Annotated in this window: 16 protein-coding genes; 6 read left to right on the top strand and 10 right to left on the bottom strand. The window is 73.5% G+C overall.

The features are described 5' to 3' along the window. Positions 1–84 precede the first annotated feature (84 nt). Both E1283_RS05255 and E1283_RS05260 read right to left on the bottom strand, forming a co-directional pair. The gene (locus tag E1283_RS05255; protein WP_132816688.1) at positions 85–354 is read right to left on the bottom strand and encodes a DUF6234 family protein; all 270 of its coding nucleotides are present in this window, start codon (positions 352–354) and stop codon (positions 85–87) included. 107 nt (positions 355–461) lie between these two features. Beyond that, positions 462–1,094 carry an acyl-CoA-like ligand-binding transcription factor gene (locus tag E1283_RS05260; RefSeq protein ID WP_132816689.1) on the bottom strand — a complete coding sequence of 211 codons (633 nt, stop codon included), beginning with the start codon at positions 1,092–1,094 and terminating at the stop codon, positions 462–464. 81 nt (positions 1,095–1,175) lie between these two features. Between E1283_RS05260 and E1283_RS05265 the strand changes: the two genes are divergently transcribed. From E1283_RS05265 to E1283_RS05275, 3 genes are all read left to right on the top strand, one after another. Beyond that, positions 1,176–2,108, top strand: a complete 933-nt coding sequence (locus tag E1283_RS05265) for an oxidoreductase (protein WP_132816690.1) — start codon at positions 1,176–1,178, stop codon at positions 2,106–2,108. A gap of 211 nt (positions 2,109–2,319) precedes the next feature. Next, positions 2,320–2,733: a YciI family protein gene (locus E1283_RS05270; protein WP_132816691.1), complete on the top strand. Its 414-nt coding sequence runs from the start codon at positions 2,320–2,322 to the stop codon at positions 2,731–2,733. Then, positions 2,730–3,980 (top strand): RNA polymerase sigma factor, encoded by a 1,251-nt coding sequence (locus tag E1283_RS05275; protein WP_132816692.1) that lies wholly within the window; start codon positions 2,730–2,732, stop codon positions 3,978–3,980. The genes E1283_RS05270 and E1283_RS05275 overlap by 4 nt, the downstream gene beginning before the upstream one ends. Here the strand turns inward: E1283_RS05275 and E1283_RS05280 are convergent. Both E1283_RS05280 and E1283_RS05285 read right to left on the bottom strand, forming a co-directional pair. Then, positions 3,949–5,304 (bottom strand): MFS transporter, encoded by a 1,356-nt coding sequence (locus E1283_RS05280; RefSeq protein WP_243744604.1) that lies wholly within the window; start codon positions 5,302–5,304, stop codon positions 3,949–3,951. The two genes, E1283_RS05275 and E1283_RS05280, sit on opposite strands and share 32 nt — an antisense overlap. Further along, the gene (locus E1283_RS05285) at positions 5,301–6,023 is read right to left on the bottom strand and encodes an alpha/beta fold hydrolase (RefSeq protein ID WP_132816693.1); all 723 of its coding nucleotides are present in this window, start codon (positions 6,021–6,023) and stop codon (positions 5,301–5,303) included. Before E1283_RS05285 ends, E1283_RS05280 begins: the two co-directional genes overlap by 4 nt. Before the next feature lie 114 nt (positions 6,024–6,137). Between E1283_RS05285 and E1283_RS05290 the strand changes: the two genes are divergently transcribed. After that, positions 6,138–6,455, top strand: coding sequence for an ArsR/SmtB family transcription factor (locus E1283_RS05290; RefSeq protein WP_132816694.1), 318 nt, complete (start codon positions 6,138–6,140; stop codon positions 6,453–6,455). Here the strand turns inward: E1283_RS05290 and E1283_RS05295 are convergent. The 4 genes from E1283_RS05295 to E1283_RS05310 all read right to left on the bottom strand — a co-directional run bounded on the left by E1283_RS05295 (position 6,452) and on the right by E1283_RS05310 (position 13,003). Further along, a complete protein-coding gene (locus E1283_RS05295; protein WP_132816695.1) occupies positions 6,452–6,826 on the bottom strand; it encodes a hypothetical protein in 375 nt (124 codons plus the stop codon). The genes E1283_RS05290 and E1283_RS05295 overlap by 4 nt on opposite strands. Positions 6,827–7,004: 178 nt before the next feature. Then, complete coding sequence (locus tag E1283_RS05300) at positions 7,005–10,088, bottom strand: NACHT domain-containing protein (protein ID WP_132816696.1); 3,084 nt, start codon at positions 10,086–10,088, stop codon at positions 7,005–7,007. Positions 10,089–10,120: 32 nt separating this feature from the next. Beyond that, entirely contained in the window at positions 10,121–12,640 is a 2,520-nt protein-coding gene (locus E1283_RS05305; protein ID WP_132816697.1) for an NACHT domain-containing protein, read from the bottom strand. A gap of 24 nt (positions 12,641–12,664) precedes the next feature. After that, positions 12,665–13,003, bottom strand: coding sequence for a winged helix-turn-helix transcriptional regulator (locus tag E1283_RS05310; RefSeq protein ID WP_132816698.1), 339 nt, complete (start codon positions 13,001–13,003; stop codon positions 12,665–12,667). A gap of 70 nt (positions 13,004–13,073) precedes the next feature. Here E1283_RS05310 and E1283_RS05315 point away from each other — a divergent pair, with 70 nt between their 5' ends. After that, positions 13,074–13,727 (top strand): NADPH-dependent F420 reductase, encoded by a 654-nt coding sequence (locus tag E1283_RS05315; protein WP_243744605.1) that lies wholly within the window; start codon positions 13,074–13,076, stop codon positions 13,725–13,727. Here E1283_RS05315 and E1283_RS05320 read toward each other — a convergent pair. Further along, positions 13,666–14,601 (bottom strand): HhH-GPD family protein, encoded by a 936-nt coding sequence (locus E1283_RS05320; protein WP_132816699.1) that lies wholly within the window; start codon positions 14,599–14,601, stop codon positions 13,666–13,668. The two genes, E1283_RS05315 and E1283_RS05320, sit on opposite strands and share 62 nt — an antisense overlap. A 150-nt stretch (positions 14,602–14,751) precedes the next feature. Here E1283_RS05320 and E1283_RS05325 point away from each other — a divergent pair, with 150 nt between their 5' ends. Next, positions 14,752–15,552 (top strand): hypothetical protein, encoded by an 801-nt coding sequence (locus E1283_RS05325; RefSeq protein WP_243744609.1) that lies wholly within the window; start codon positions 14,752–14,754, stop codon positions 15,550–15,552. Positions 15,553–15,574: 22 nt separating this feature from the next. Here the strand turns inward: E1283_RS05325 and disA are convergent, their stop codons facing one another. Then, entirely contained in the window at positions 15,575–16,699 is a 1,125-nt protein-coding gene (gene disA, locus E1283_RS05330; protein ID WP_132816701.1) for a DNA integrity scanning diadenylate cyclase DisA, read from the bottom strand. Positions 16,700–16,732: the final 33 nt, after the last annotated feature.

Below are 16,732 nucleotides of genomic sequence, written 5' to 3' on the forward strand. Positions count from 1 at the left end.
CCCGGCAGACCCACGCCTACCGGGCCGACCACGTCCTCACCGGCGTCGGCGACACCCGGTTCGAGCTCGACGGAGCCGGGCGGATCACCGGGCTCGCGGAGGCCGGAGACGCGCCGGGCGCCTGGCGAGCGCCGCGTACGCCGCCAGATAGCCCCAGACCGGGTCGGGGTCGGCGGGGGTCTGCGGGTCGAGGCTCCAGCCGGAGAGCACCCACCACACGAACACCGCGAACATGGCCATCAGTTCGAGCACGAGGAGGCCGAGCGCGCCCGAGATGTCGGCGACCCGGTCGACCACCCGGTCGAGGACGGGGGTGGCGCGTCGGGCGGTGTCGTCGGGGACGGGCCTGGTCATGCCGCCAGTCTCCCGCCGCGACCGGCGTCGGACATGAGTACCCCTACTCAGATCCGGGGACGGCGGCGTCCGGCGCCGCGGCCGGCCAGGTGCCCGAGTGCCCGTACTCAGATTGCTGGCCGCCCGACCGCGTCCAGCGCCGGCGCGATGACGGCGAACGCCCGGTCCGTCAGCCCGGCGGCGTCCTCGCGGCCCTCGCTCGCACTCCAACGCCGCAGCACGGCGTCGAACGCGTTCAGCGCCATCCCGGCGGCCAGCCGCGGATAGAGGTCGGCGTCCGCGTCGAGCCCGAGTCGGCGCGCCAGCTCCGCCGCCAGTTCGTCGCGCCACGCCTCCTGCCGCTCCAGGAAGCGGGCGAGCAGGGCGGGGGTCCCCAGGATCAGCCGCACGACGCTGAGCGTCCGGTCGGCGTGGTCCGGGTGTTGGTCGGCGCAGACGGCGAGCGCGGCCGAGACGGCGTGCCGCAGCGCCACCGAGGGCGGCTCCTCCTCGGCGCGGACCGCCAGCTCGTCGCGCATGCCGGTGCCGAGGTCGGCCAGGAACTGGACGACCACGTCCTCCTTGGACGCGAAGTAGCGGAAGAACGTCCGCCGGGACACGCCGGCGACGGCCACGATCTCGTCGACGGTGACCGCGGCGTACCCCTTCGACGCCAGCAACCGCAGCGCCGCCTCGGTCAGTTCGTTCGAGACGAGCCGCCGCTTGCGCTCGGCCATGGTGACGTCGGCGCGGATCTCCATGCCGCCAGGATACCCACAATGCCGCGTGTGGCACTCAAGCGCGTGTTGACATTGAGTGCCATCGAGGGCAAGGTGTGCCGCATGAGTGAGCGAGAACACTGGACCACCGACCGGATCCACGACCAGGCCGGGCGGGTGTTCGTCGTCACCGGCGCCAACAGCGGCCTCGGCCTCGCGACCACCCGGGCGCTCGCCCACGCCGGCGGGCACGTGGTCCTGGCGGTGCGCGACGAGGAGAAGGGCCGACGGGCCGCCGCCGAGATCACCGCCGAACGGCCGGACGCCGTCCTGGAGGTGCGTCGACTGGACCTGGCCGACCTCGACTCGGTCCGCGCCTTCGCCGACCGGCTGCGCGGCGACCACCCACGCCTGGATGGTCTCGTCAACAACGCCGGCCTGATGGCCCCGCCGCGCTCGCTCAGCCCGCAGGGCCACGAGCTCCAGTTCGCCTGCAACCACCTCGGCCACTTCGCCCTCACCGGCCTGCTGCTCGACCGGCTGACCGCCGGCACCGACCCCCGGGTGGTCACCGTCACTTCGGTCAACCACCGGCGGGCCCACCTCCGCTTCGACGACCTCACCGGCGAGCGCCACTACGCGCCCATGGCCTTCTACAACCAGTCCAAGCTCGCCAACGCCGTCTTCGGTCGGGAGCTCCACCGCCGCCTGACCGCCGCCGGCAGCCCCGTCCGCAGCGTCCTCGCCCACCCCGGCTACACCGCCACCCACCTCCAGACGAACGTGACCTTCGGCCTGTGGCGCGTGCTGCTCGGCCGCCTCGGCAACCCTCTGTTCGCCCAGCCGGCTGCCCGCGGCGCGCTGCCGCAGCTCTACGCGGCGACCGAACCAGGCGTCGCGGGCGGCGAGTTCATCGGCCCGGACGGCCCCGCCGAGCTGCGCGGCGCCCCGACCCGCGTCCGGCTGGCGCCGCGAGCGACGGAACCCGAGACCGGCCGCCGTCTCTGGGACCTCTCCGAGCAGCTCACGGACGTCCGGTACCAGTTCTCCCGCTGAGCTGAGCTGAGCCGAGCCGGAGCCGAACTGAGCCGGAGCCGAGCTGAGCTGAGCTGGGTCGAGCGGCACCGGGTGCAGAATCTCGGAAAACTCGAAAAAAGATTCGCGCGCGATGTCGAGAGCGCCACCACGGCTCCGACGTCTCCGGTGAGCGGCGCCCGAGAGGGGTGCCGAGACCGGCCCGAGGGGCCGACCGAGGGGAGAACGTCCCATGAAGTACCTGGTGATGGTCTACAGCAAGCAGGCCGACTACGACGCCATGAACGGCCAGCCGAGCGAGGGCCACCCCGCCTGGAGCCAGGCGGACTTCGCCGCCATGTTCGGCTACATGGAGTCGCTGAACAACGATCTCGCCGAGTCCGGCGAACTCGTCGAGGGACAGGGCCTGTCCGAGCCCAAGCAGGCCGTGGTCGTCACCGGCGGCCCCGACGGCAGGCCCGTCGTCTCGGACGGCCCCTTCGGCGAGACCAAGGAGGTCCTCGCCGGCTACTGGGTGCTGGAGTGCGAGAGCGTCGAGCGCGTCACCGAGATCGCCAAGCGCGCCTACCAGAGCCCGGTGCCGGCCGGCTCGCCGGTCAGTGACGTCGTCATCCGCCCGATCATGCAAGCCCCGAGCGGGGAGTGACGACCACCCCGGCCGAGGACCTGCTGCGCCGCCTGGCGCCGCAGGTCCTCGGCGCGCTCGTCCGCCGCTACGGCCACTTCGACGCCGCCGAGGACGCGGTGCAGGAGGCCCTGTTGGCCGCCGCCCAGCAGTGGCCGCGCGACGGCACACCGGACAACCCGCGCGGCTGGCTGATCCGCGTCGCCTCCCGCCGGCTGGTGGACGAGCTGCGCGCCGAGGAGGCCCGCCGCCGCCGGGAGGAGACCGTCGTCGCCCTCACCCCGGACGACGAGTGGCACGCCCCGCCGCCCGGCGAGGCGCGCCACCCACGCGAGGACGACACACTGACGCTGCTCCTCCTCTGCTGCCACCCGGCCCTGTCGGCCCCGTCCCGCATCGCGCTGACCCTGCGCGCGGTCGGCGGCCTGACCACCGCCGAGATCGCCCGCGCGATGCTGGTCCCCGAGCCGACGATGGCGCAACGCATCAGCCGCGCCAAGAAGACCATCCAACGGGCCGGGGCCCGCTTCGCCGCCCCCACCGCCGACGAGTTCCCGGGCCGCCTCGCCGCCGTCCTCCACGTCCTCTACCTCGTCTTCAACGAGGGCCACACCGCCACCTCGGGGCAGACGCTGCACCGTGCCGAGCTGGCGGGCGAGGCCATCCGCCTCGCCCGCGCCGCCCACCGGCTGCTGCCGCGGGACGGCGAGGTGACCGGCCTGCTCGCGCTGATGCTGCTGACCGACGCCCGCCGCGCCGCCCGCACCGGCGCCGGCGGCGAGCTGATCCCGCTGGCCGAACAGGACCGCACCCGCTGGAACAGGGCGGCCGTGGACGAGGGCGTCGAACTGCTCACGGCCGCGCTCGCCGCGCCGGGGCCGCTCGGCCCCTACCAGGTCCAGGCCGCCATCGCCGCCGTGCACGACGAGGCCACCGGGCCCGAGGACACCGACTGGCCCCAGATCCTGGCCCTCTACGACGTGTTGGTCGAACTCGCCCCCGGGCCCGTGACCGAGCTCAACCGCGCCGTCGCCGTCGCCATGGCGCTCGGCCCGCAGGCCGGCCTCGACCGGCTCGCCGCGCTCGACGCGGCCGGCAGCCTGGCCGACCACCACCGCCTCGACGCCGTGCGCGGCCACCTGTTGGAGATGGCCGGCGACCACGGGGCGGCCCGCGCCGCCTACCAGCACGCCGCCGCCCGCACCCTCAGCGTCCCCGAGCGCCGCTACCTCCAACTCAGGGCCGCCGCGCTCGGCGAGCGCGGGTGACGGCGGCCCGCGCGGAACCGGCCGTCAGGCGGCGGGCGATCAGCGCGGCCAGCGCGAAGGCCGCCGCCTCGTAGAGCAGCGCGTGCCGGAACGCCGTCCCCGCCGCCGACGCGTGGTAGACGAGGCCGGCGGCGGACACCCCGACGGTGCCGCCGAGTTGCTGGGCCGTCGGCAGCAGCCCCGAGACCGAGCCGACGGCTTCCGGGCGGGCCCGGTCCAGGACGAGCGCGAACACGGACGCCGTGAACACGCCGAACGCCGCGCCGCCCAGCGCGAGCGACGGCGGCATCACCCACCGGGGCCCGGCCGCGAGCACCAACATGACCAGCGTCAACGTCGCGGCCGCCGCCGTCGACGCCCCCGCACCCCACCGGTCGGTCAGGGCGCGCGCCGCCCGGCCGCCGACCATCGCCGCCGCGGCGAACGGCGCCGCCGTGAGCCCGGCCGCCAGCGGCGGATATCCGAGTCCGGACCGCAGGTGCAGGAAGAGCACGTAACTGAACGACGGCACCCCGGCGTTGAAGACGAACACCAGCAACACCCCGGTCCGCGCCGTCCGGTCCCGGAACACGCTGGGATGCAGCAACGGCTCGCGCCCGCCGCCGGGCCGCTGGGACGCCACGAACCCGGCCAATACCAGAACGGCCGCGGCCAGACAGAACCACGTCCACGCCGGCCACCCCGCCTCCCGGCCCACGGCCAGCGGCAGGATCAACAGCGCCGCCCCGCCCGTCGCCAGCGCCGCGCCGGCCGCGTCGATCCGGTGCCGGCCGGCCCCGCGCGCCGCCGGCAGCCACCGGGCCGCGCCCACCAACGCGGCGAGCCCGACGGGCACGTTGACCAGGAAGATCCACCGCCAGCCCCACCCCTCCAGCAGGACCGCGCCGATCAGCGGCCCGAGCAGCGACGCCAACCCCATCGTGGCGGCCAGCAGCCCGAGCGCCCGAGGGCGGCGCGGCGCCTCCACCACGACCTGGATCAGCGACAGCACCTGCGGCGCCATCAGCCCGCTGCCGACGCCCTGCACGAGTCGGCAGGCCACCAGCACCTGCGCGGTCGGCGCCGCCGCGCAGGCGGCGGACGCGACGGTGAAGACGGCGACCCCGGCCGCGAACAGCCGCCGGTAGCCGTGCCCGTCGCCCAGTCTGGCCGCGGTGATCAGCGTGCCGGCGTAGGTCAACGTGTAGCCGGTCAGCACGAGTTGCGCCGCGCCCTGGCCGACGTCGAGGGCGGGGATAGCGGCGGTCACGATCGTGACGTCGAGAAGCTGCATGAACGTGGCGGCCAGCACCACGGCCAGGGACCTGGACGCCGGCCCGGTCACGCCCAGTCGCCCAGCGCGGCCAGGAAACCGTCGGGGTCGTCGACGTGGGCGAAGTGCCCGGCCCCGGGCACGGTGCGGCAGACGAAGCCGACCTCCTCGAAGTGGTCGGCCAGCGGCGGCGGCGTCAGGTCGCTCGGGTCGGCCAGCAGCACGAGCGACGGCACGACGGGGAAGACCGGCACGTGGGCGGTCTCCAGGTACCGCATGCGGGTGGTCTCCGGGTCCCAGTCCCGCAGCTCCGCCAGCCGGACCCCGACGGCCTCGTCGGACCAGGTGGGGTGCGCGGCGCGGACGTCCTCGGCCGTCCACCGCTTGAACGCCCTTATGGCGGGCTGGACTTCCCCGTAGCCGGCGCCGGACCACGGGTACCACGCCGGGTCCTCGTACACCGCCCGCGCCGGCCGGAGCCGGTCGGCGACCATCGCCAGCAGCACGCCGCCGAGCGAGTGCCCGATCGCCAGCTCCGGCCCGGCCGGCAGCACGTCGAGCAGGTCGTCCGCCCACCGCTCGCGGCTGTACGACGCGGCGCGCGCGCTCCGGCCGTGCCCGGCCAGGTCGGGCGCGAGCACCCGGTACCCGTGCCGCTCCGCGAGCCACGGCCCGAGCCGCCACCAGGTGGCGGAACTCCCGGAGAGGCCGTGCAGCAGCACGGCGGTCCGGTCACCGTCCCCCCGCTCGTTCCGCCACTCCCTGACGTGCGGTCGTTCCGTCGTGCCCATGGGCCTTCCCCTCCGAGATTTCGACAATCCTCGAAATGCTGTCCTGAGCGCCGGACGCTAGGCCATCGCTTCGATGGATGTCAAAGTCTCGAATCGGTGGGGTAGGGTCGTCGCATGCGCGCGCTCCACCACCCGGACCTGGCCTCGGTAGAGCTGGCCACCCTGCTCAACGCCCTGGCCGACCCGGTCCGCCTCCAGGTCGTCGGCCAGCTGGCGGACGCGGGCGGCGTGGTGTGCGGCGGCTTCGACGTGGAGGTGAGCATGTCCACGCTCTCCCACCACCTGAAGGTCCTCCGCGAGGCCGGCGTGGTCCGCGTCACCCCGCAGGGCAGCTTCCGCCAGCACGAACTACGCCTCGCGGAGATCGAGGAACGCTACCCGGGCGTGCTCACCCACATCATCGACTCCGTGCGGGCGCGGTCCCAGGTCTAGTCCGACTCGGGGACCGGAGGCGTGTTCTCCGGATCCAGCGCCGCCAGCGCGAGGTGGAGGCCGCCCTGGGCGATGCCCACGTTCAGCGCGAAGCGGGCGTGGGAGATCGGGCGAGTGAGCGGGTTCCTTCGGTGGGCGCGGGCCGACTTCTCCGCGATCTGGAGCGCCTTGACGGCGGCCTGGAGCTGACGCTGCAGGTCCTCGGGCTCCGTGACGTCGATGAACTCCAGCGAGGCGGCCGTGACCTTCTCGGCCGCGCCCTCCAGGGCGCCGGCCCGGCGGATGGTGAGCCCGTCGTCCTCGAAGGTCCTCAGCAGGTTGAACACGTCGTGCAGCCCGGCTATGGCACCGGCCTCGGCGTCTGAACTCATGCGTACAGCATGCCGTAACCGCGGCCTGGTCCCTCGGCGCCCCGGGGCCGCAACCTGACCCTGAGAGTGTGACGTTGGACCGCCCAAGGGGCGGGGCTGGCCAGTCGGCCGTCGTCGATGCCCCGCGGCAGCGCGCGGCACGCGCGCGGGTTGACTCGCCCGTCTGGTGCCGGCCCGACTATTCCCCGTAGCGGGGGAAGGGCGAGACGTGGCACTCCACGCCCTCCGGCAGACGGACGGCGGCTCCGTTCCGAGGCGCGAAGGTGGAGAGCGAACGGAGGTGGGGCAGGGCCGCCAGCTCCGACAGGTCCTGCGGACCCGCGCCGTAGATTCGGAGCGTGGTGAGTGAGGGGAGGGCACGCACCAGTGAGCCCAGGTTGACGGATTCGTTCGTCGTCCAGAACAGGTCGAGGACCGCGATGTTGCCGAGCCGGAGGCCGTGGCGTCCCAGCTGCGGCAGCAACTCGCGGTGCATCGCCAGCTCGGACACGTGCTCGGCCTCTCCGATGTGCTTCCACGCTTCAGCGGAGACGGGCAGACCGCGATCCCACAGCGACAACTTCCTCAGGCGGGGAAACCGACCCAACTCGGCGAGGTCGTGCGCGTTGTCGTTGAGCAGTAGCCACGTCATCGGAGCCTCGGGAGGAAGCTGGCGCAGCGGCTTCTCGCTCCCGCGCACCCGTACGTCGAGCTCGTCGATGTCGGCGAACGACTCCAGCCCTTCCACGCGGAGATCAGGATTCAGTTCGAAGCTCAGGGAATCCAGGTGGAGTTCCGCCAGTGGGCGCAGGTCGGCCCACAGGGGGCCGCCGGTGAGACTGAGCGTTCTGAGCCCGGTCAGTCCCCGCAGCGAGGCCAGATCGACCGGTCGGGAGTAGACGAGGCGTCTGACCCGCTCGGCGGCTCCGGCTCTCCTGAACATCTCCGGATCCATGTCCCAGGCGAACAGGAGGCGGTTCCGCGCACGGGGGTGGGTGAGATGCTCCTCGGTCCGCACATTGATCAGCTGCTCCGCCGAGACCCGCGGAAGGATCATCTCGGCGTAGCCGGAGGTATCGAAGGCATGCCAGGCGTCGGAGATCGCGCTCTGCACGAGATCGGCCGGATGGTCGCAGAAGTCGACCAGTCTGCCGAGGGCCGCGTCACCGCCAACTCTGGTGATCGTCTGGACCACGGACCAGGTCTCCTGGTCCGTCAATCCCGCCGCACCGGGGAGTAGTTCCAGCACCACCGGACCGACGGCCGCCAACGCCCTGGCCTCCTCCCCGGTCCGCGGTGGGATGAGCTCGGACGACCTCCCGGTGACCAACTCGACGATCTCCGGCGCCAGCTGGGTCGCATGTTCCAGGCAGGCCGTGGCCAGCAGGTGGAGCCGGATCCGGTGCTTTCCGACGGAATCCCCGCGCTTGACCAGCCCCTTCAGCAGCCGGGCGCGCTCGGCGGGGCGGCCGTGGGCGACTGCCATCCGGATGACGTCCTCCCACTGGTCGAGGTGGGCGTTCCTGATCAGCAGGGGGAAGTCGCGGGCCTCGATCGCTTCGCGGGCGGCCAGGTAGTCCTGGAAGGTGCGGTGGACGAACATGATCGCGCCCTCGGCCGGTTCGAGGAGAAGCCCGGAACGGTCGATCAGATGGCCGAGGATGGTCTCCGCCGAGCCCTGGGCCGCCACCTGCGGCATGGACGGCAGAACCTGGTTGATCAGCTCCAGCGCGTCCTCCCGCTCCAACTCCGAGTGGCCGTTGCGGATCAGCCAGTAGGCCAGCTTCTGGAGCAGCAACATCTGGGAGGGGGCGTCGAGCCGCAGCGCGTGCTTGATCTTGCGTTGCTGGTCGCGGCGTTCGAGCAGCATGCGCAACGCCGCTTCGTACAGTGCCTCGCGGCCGCGCGGGAGGTAGCCGTGGCTCGTGCGGTGCAGGGCGCAGATCAGGCCGCACATCAGCGGGTTGGTGGCCAGGCGGCTGAGGTCGGGACGGCTGCGGATGGCGGTGAGCAGGGCCTGCTCGTCGGCTTGGTCGGCGGCCGCCGCCCGGTGCCACCGATGGACGAAGGCCGCCACGTCCTGGCGCTTCATGGGGGAGAGCGACAGCTCCGTGAAGTCGTCACCGGCCAGCCAGTCGTCGCGGACGGCGGACGGGCGGGCCGTCACGACGCACGTGCTTCCCGGGAAGTCGCGGAGGAGCTCCCGGAGCCACGTACGGGTGTGGTCGCGTTCCGGTTCCGGGATCTCGTCGATGCCGTCGACCAGCAGCAGGCCGCGGTTGGCGGCGAGAACACGCTCGACCCAGCCACGGGGCGGGGTGTGCGGGCAGCGGACGGCCGACAGGAAGTCCTCGGGGACGGGGAGCTCCTGGCCCGCCCGGGTCAGGGTCCGCATGGGGAGGACGAAGGGGACCAGGCCGATGAGGTGGGAGAGGTCCAGGCCCAGACGGTGCTCGGCGGTGGTGACCGTGAGCCACTGCACGAGTGTGGTCTTGCCGGAGCCCGCCACGCCCCGCAGCAGGACCCGCTGCCGGCCGGCGAGCGCCCGTTCGGCACGTTGTGGCGGGACGGGGATGTCACCGTGGAGTGGGCGCTCCGTCGTCTCCAGGCTGAGGTACGCGTCGTCCAGCGGCCACTCCTCCTCGACGTCGATACCGAAGATGGTCAGCCGACTGTGCCGGCCGACGAGATGGGCGCGGTACCGCTCCTCGAAGGCGGCGTCCATGGCGGACTGCGACGAGATCCGCTCGACCAGCAGGTCGAGGGTGTGGATGATCCGGTCGTGCTGCTGGGACTGCTCGACGAGCGTGCGGGCGACGAACGTCGACCGCTTGGTGAAGAAGTCCAGGACGTGCAGGCAGGTCAGGGCCAGCACCCGGTCGTAGAAGACGGTGGCGTCGGCGGACAGCTCGTCGGTGTTCTGCCGGAGCGCGCGGGACAGGGCGTCCGGGCCCAGCCGGACCGCCTGGACGTCGTCCATGTCCAGGTCGCCGACGGCCCCCAGCGACCGCGCCAGCAGGTCCGCGACCATGATGCGGTCCAGCTCGCGCGGGGTGTCGTGCGGGCCGGCCGCCTTGGCCGCGCAGAGCGTCAGCTCGGTGGCCAGCTTCGCCAGGTCGCGGTCGGTCAGGGTCCGCTTCTCGCCGCGGAAGGAGACGAGGGACGCGAGCCGGACGGGGCGGTCGACCAGGCCGGCGCCCGGGCCCTCCGGACGGAACAGCCGCCGGACGAGGGGCGTGACGGCGGCCGAGGCCACCCGTAAGCCGATGGTGCCGATCTCCATGGAGGTTTCCTTCCCCGCCGCGGGTGCCGGAGTCAGTGCCAGACGACCCGCACGCCGTCCGGGACGCCGAAGACCGGCCGGCGTCTTCCGCTGAAGTGGACGAACTCCAGACGCGGGAAGGCCGCCAGCCACTCCAGCGAGCGGGTCGTGTACCGGGGGCGCAGGTGGAGGTGGGTGAGGCGGTCGGCCACCACGTTCGCCGTGATCTCCGCGGTGCTGAGGTTGCCGGTGACCCAGATCCGGGGCCGGCCGCCGAGTCGGCGCAGCGCGACGAGCTGTTCCGTGGTGGCGACGGTGAAGTAGAAGCCGTCGTCCGGTATGCGGGCGATGACCTCGTCGGCGTAGCGGTCGACGTCGAACCGGTCCCAGTAGTCCATCAGGTGGGCGCGGACGTGCTGGGACGGGTGGTCGGCGTAGCGGGCGAGCAGCGGGATCGCCGCGTCGGTGCCGATGCCGATGGCGGTGGTGACGACGTTGTACGCCTCGTCCTTGGTCAGCTCCTCGGGTCCGGGGAGCAGATCGAGTACCAGTGGGCTGCCCAGCTCGGCGAGTGAGCGGGCCCGGTGCTGGCTGCGGGGCGGGACGAACTGGGCGAGCTGGTCCGCGATGGCCTGCCGGACGGCCGGGTCGAGTTCGGTGGCGTGTTCGAGGGAGGCGGCGGCCACCGTCAGCCGCCGCAGGTGGGTCGCGCTGTCGTCGGCCCGGATCAGTTCGGTGAGGAGCCGGGCGCGTTCGACGGGGCGGGCGTGGGCGACGGCCATCCGGACGACGTCCTCCCACTGGTCGTGGTGGGCGTTGCGCACCAGGAGCGGGAAGTCCAGTTCCTCGACGGCCATCCGGCCGCCGAGGTAGTCCTGGAAGGTGCGGTGCACGAACGCCATCCGGCCCTCGCTCGGCTCGCGGAGCAGCCCGGAGCGTTCCAGGAGGTAGCGGTAGACCTGTGGCGGGTCGGCGTCCAGGTACGGCATGGCGGGGAGCGCCGCCGCCAGCACGGCGACGGCGTCGGCGCGGTCCATCTCGGAACGGCCGTTGCGGATCAGCCAGTAGGCGAGCTTCTGGAGCAGCTGGATCTGCGGCTCCTTGCCGAACTGGCGCCCGCCGGCCAGCCGGATGCGGCGCTCGGTGTCGCGACGCTCCAGGAGCATGGTGAGCGCGGCGTCGTACAACTCCTTGCGGCTGTGCGGCAGGAAGCCGTTGCGCTCCCGGTGCAGGGCGCAGATCAGGCCGCACATCAGGGGGTTGGTGGCGAGCCGGCCCAACTCCTGCTTGGTGCGGAGGGCGAGCGTGAGCTGGGCGGCGAGCTCCTGGGCGGTGCCGGTGGCCGTGTGCCAGCGGTGCACGAAGGTGGTGACGGCCGTGCGGTTCATGGGGGAGAGCGACAGTTCGGCGAAGCCCTGGTCGACCAGCCAGTCCTGGCGGACGGCCGACGGGCGGGACGTGACCAGCCAGCGGTTGCCGGGGAACGCGGCGAGCAGGCCGCGCAGCCAGCGGCGGGTGGCGTCCCGCTCGCTTTCCGGCACCTCGTCCACGCCGTCGATCAGCAGCAGGCCGCGCCCGGCGGCGAGGACCCGCTCGGCCCAGCCGTCGGGCGCGGTGTGCGGGCAGCCGGCGGCGGCGAGGAAGTCGCGGGGCGCGGGGAGCGCGTCGTGGGTGAGGGCGCGGAGCGGGAGGAAGAACGGGACCCGGCCGACGAGTTCGCGCATCGTCTCGGGCAGGTCGGCGCGGACGCAGCTGACGGCGAGCCACTGCGCCAGCGTCGTCTTGCCCGAGCCGGCGACGCCGCGCAGCAGCACCCGGTCGTGGTCGCGGGCCCCGAGCTGCTGCTCGGCGCTGGCGGGGGCGCTGGTGCCGGGACCGCCGACGACCTGGAGCGACACGTAGCTGACGTCCAGCGGCCACTCGCGGGCGTGGTCGAGGTCGAGGCCGAAGATGGTGAGCTCGTTGTGGCGGGTGGTGACGAACGCCGCGTACCGCCGCTCGAAGGTGGCGTCCGCGGAGAGCGGGTCGGGGGTGCGGTCGATCAGCAGGTCGACGTGGTCGACGAGTCGCTGGAGCTGCTGGCTCTGCTCGACGAGCGTGCGGGCGACGAAGGTCGAGCGCTGGGTGAAGAAGTTCAGGATGTGCAGGCAGACGGTGTGGATGAGTTCGTCGTAGAGTTCGTCGACGTGCGGCGGGCCCGGCATCGCCACGACCGTGATGCGTTCGGCCAGGGCCCGGGGTCCGAGGCGGACGGCCTGGACGTCGTCCATGTCCAACTCGCCCAGCGCGGACAGCGCGTGCGCCAACCCGAGGCGGATCATCCCCTGCACGTTCGCGTGGAGCGCCGCGTAGCGGGGGTCGGCCTTCGCCGCTCGTTTCCGGATCTCCTCGGCGATGGTGCCGAGGTCCTTCTCCGTGAGCGTCGCCTTCTCGCCCCGGAACGAGACCAGCGACGACACCCGCACCGGCTTGTCGACCAGGCCCGCGCCCGGTCCGTCCGGCCTGAAGAGCCGCTTGATCAGTGGCCCGATCGCCGCCGAGGCGATGCGGGCGCCGATGGTCGCCGGATCCACGTTCCCCGTCCCCCCTGTACCACGTCAGTCCGCGTGCCGATCCTGGGCCGCCACCACGTCGTCCGCGTGGGCATGCGCCCAGTCCCCCAACGCCTCGACGGCTGGCAGCAGCGTACGGCCCAGCGCTGTCAGCCCGTACTCCACGCGCGGCGGCGCCTCGCGGTGGCGGCGGTGGTCGACGAGGCCGTGGTGTTCGAGGCGGCGCAGCGTCTCGTTGAGGACCTTGGGGCTGATGCCGCCGATCCGGCGGCGCAGGTCGGCCGGCCGTTCCGGGCCGTGCCGCAGGGCCCACAGGACGACGGGGTTCCAGGTGTGGGCGAGCACGTCGAAGGCCAGTCGGGCCTGGCAGTCCGCGATGAACACCGATCGGTGCCTTTCGGATTTCCTACGGTTCCTACTCCAGTCAGGAAATCAGAAAGCGGAGGGGACGCGCGTGCGGATCGGGATCCTGGGGACCGGGAACATGGCCGGGGCGCTCGGCGGCCGGTGGGAGCGGGCCGGGCACGAGGTGCGGTGCGGCGGGCGCGGGGCGTTCGCCGAGGCGGCGGCGTTCGGGGAGGTGGTGCTCGTGGCGGTGCCCAGCCACGCGGCGCTCGACGTGGTCGCGGCGGCGGGCCCGCTGGACGGGCGGGTGCTGATCGACTGCTCGAATCCGCTGGTGCCGGGGAGGGTGGCGCTGCACACGGCGGGCGGCCCCTCGATGGCGGAACGGATCGCGGCCGCCGCGCCGGGGGCGCGGGTGGTGAAGGCGTTCAACCTGGCGAGCAGCGAGGTGTGGCGGTCGGCCCCGCCGCTGGTCGACGGGGTGCCGCTCGGCGTGCCGGTGTGCGGGGACGATCCGGCGGCGGTGGCGACGGTCGGGCGGCTGGTCGAGGACCTGGGCTGCGCCCCCGTCCCGGGCGGTGGGCTCGACCGGGCGGGGCTGCTGGAGGCGACGGCCGCCTATCTCATCGGACTGTGGTTCGCCGGGGTCGACGCCAGGACGGTGGTGCCGCCGCTGGCGTCGGACAACGCTCGGCCGACCCTCAACTCGCGCCCGGAAGACGGTAGCGGCCGTCCGGCAACCGCTCGGCGAGACCGTCCGTGAGGAGCCCGGTGAGGGCGCGGGTCCGCTGCTCCGGGTCGTACCAGACACGGTCCAGCACCGACTGCGGTACCGGGGCCACCGCCTCGCGCAGCACGGCGAGCAACTTGCCGCGCACCTGGCGGTCGGTGCCGGCGTAGGTCTGGCTGCGGCGGGGCGGGCCCTCGTGGGCCGGCGAACCGGCGCGCCGCCAGGCGCACAGCTCGGCGATCGGGCAACGTGCGCACTCCGGCGTGCGCGCCGTGCACAGCAGCGCGCCCAGCTCCATGGTGGCCGCCGCCCAGCCGGCGGCGGTCGCCGGCTCCTCGGGCAGCAGCATCCGGGCGAGCTTGCGCTCGGCGGCCGTGGTGGCGTTGGGCGGGAACTGGGTGCCGGTCACCGCGCGGGCGAAGACACGGCGGACGTTGGTGTCCAGCACCGCGTGCCGCTGACCGTAGGCGAACGAGGCGACCGCGGCCGCCGTGTACTCGCCGACGCCCGGCAGCGCGAGCAACTGGTGGTGGTCGGTCGGGACCTCGCCGCCGTGCCGTTCCGCTATGGCCGCGGCCGCGCTGTGGAGGCGGAGCGCTCGGCGCGGATAGCCCAGGCGGCCCCAGGCGCGCACGGCCTCCCCGGGGGCCTCGGCGGCCAGGTCGGCGGGGCGCGGCCAGCGCCTGAGCCACTCCTCGTAGACCGGCAACACCCGGTTCACCGGCGTCTGTTGGAGCATGAACTCGCTGACCATGACGCCCCAGGCGCCGGCCTCTGGCCGCCGCCAGGGCAGGTCGCGGGCGTGCTTGCCGAACCACTCGATGACGCGGGAGTGGAGGGCGGTGTGGTCGTCGGCGGTCGTCGTCGCGGTGCTGGCAGTGGCTGTGGTCGCAGTCGTCGCAGTCATGGCAAGGGCGATCCTGGCATGTCGCGGCCACGGCACAAAGCGGTCAGCGCGCGCGTGTTGACCCGCGTAGTAGGAAGGGTGGGGCGCGAGAGAGTGACCGAAGTCTCGTAAGGTTTCCGCGTGGGATCTCTGCGTACTCCGGTCGGGCCGTTGCCCTCCTCCATTTACTGGCGACGCAGGGCCGCCGTGCTGCTGCTACTCGCCCTGGTCGCCCTGCTCGTGGTATGGGCGCTGGCGCGCGGCGGCGGGGGCGGCGGTGACTCCACGGACAACGCCGGCGGCGACGGCGACGGTGGCCCCGTCGAGTCCATCACGCCCGGGCCGACCCCGTCCGAGTCGTTGATCGACGAACGACCCGGCGGCCGCGACGAGTCCACGGACGACGACGAGGACGCCGGTGACGGCGAGGACGCCGGCGCCGCGACCGACGGCGCCGGGGGCGAGGACGGCGGGTCGAACGGCGCGGAGGGCGCGACCGACGGCGGCGGCGAGCAGGGGGGCGACGCCGGCGGCAGCGGCGGCGGCACGGCCCTCGACCCCGCGGGCCTGCCGGCCTGCGTGGCCGCCGACCTGACGCTGTCGCTGCGCAGCGACAGCAACACCTACAGCCCGGACGACGAGCCGGAGTTGCGGCTCACCGCACAGAACGCCTCCGGCGCCCCCTGCGCGCTGGACCTCGGGCTCGACCGGCTCACCCTCACCCTGTCGGACTCCGAGGACAACCTGGTGTGGTCCTCGGCGCACTGCCCGGAGGGCGCCGGGTCGGCGCCGACGGCCGTGCCGGCGGGTGGCACCGCGAGCCACGCCGTCACCTGGGACCGGCGACACTCGTCCGCCGACGCCTGCGACGAGGGCCCGGGGCGGGCCGCGGCGCCCGGCACCTACCTGGCCGAGGTGGAACTGGCCGGCTACGAGGGCGCGCAGACCTCGTTCCGCCTGGAGGAGGACTGACCGGGGCACCGGGCGGCGCCCGTCAGACGTAGCGCTCCAGGATGGAGGACTCGGCCAGCCGGGACAGGCCCTCGCGCACCGAGCGGGCCCGGGTCTCGCCGACGCCGTCCACCGCCTGGAGGTCGTCGACGCTGGCGGCCAGCAGTTTCTGCAGCCCGCCGAAGTGGTCCACCAGCCGGTCGATGACCAGGCCGGGCAGCCGTGGCACCTTGGCCAGCAGCCGGAAGCCGCGCGGCGAGACCGTGGTGTCCAACGCCTCGGGCGACGCGCCGTACCCCAACGCCCGCGCCACCGCGGGGTGTTCCAGCAGCTCGGCGTGGCCGAGCGCGTCGAGGTCGGCGAGCGCGGTCGCCACCCGGCGGGAGCGCTTGCCGACGGCCTCGGGCAGATAGTCCCTCACGACCAGCTGCCGCTCCGGCTCCACGCCGGCGATCAGCTCGTCCAGCTGGAGCGACAACAGCCGACCGTCCGTGCCCAGTTCGATGACGTACTCGGCGATCTCGGCGGCGATCCGACGCACCATCTCGAGACGCTGGGCCACCGCCGCCACGTCCCGCACGGTCACCAGGTCCTCGATCTCCAGCGCGGAGAGCGTGCCGGTGACCTCGTCGAGCCGCAGCTTGTACCGCTCCAGGGTGGCCAGCGCCTGGTTGGCGCGGGACAGGATCGCGCCCGAGTCCTCCAGGACCCGCCGCTGGCCGTCCAGATAGAGCGCGACCAGCCGCATCGACTGGCTCACCGAGACCACCGGGAAGCCCGTCTGGATCGAGACCCGCTGGGCCGTGCGGTGCCGGGTGCCCGTCTCCTCGGTGGGGATGTTCGGATCCGGGACCAGCTGGACGCCGGCCCGCACGATCCGCGAGATGTCCTGGTCGACGACGACCGCCCCGTCGAGCTTGCACAGCTCGCGCAGCCGGGTCGCCGTGAACTCCACGTCGAGCACGAAGCCGCCCGTGCACAGCGACTCCACGGTGGGGTCCACACCGAGGACGATCAGACCGCCCGTGTTCCCCCGGAGGATGCGCTCCAACCCGTCACGGAGCTGGGTGCCGGGCGCCACGGCGCTCAGCGAGGCCCGGAGCAGGCCCTCACCTCCGGAGCCGCCCCCGGCCCTGCCGGGACCCGCCGGCCGGTCGCTGGCTGCCATGTGATCCTCCGGGGAACGAGACCAATGCGCATG

Source organism: Streptomyces hainanensis, from assembly GCF_004348415.1.
GTDB lineage: Bacteria > Actinomycetota > Actinomycetes > Streptomycetales > Streptomycetaceae > Streptomyces > Streptomyces hainanensis.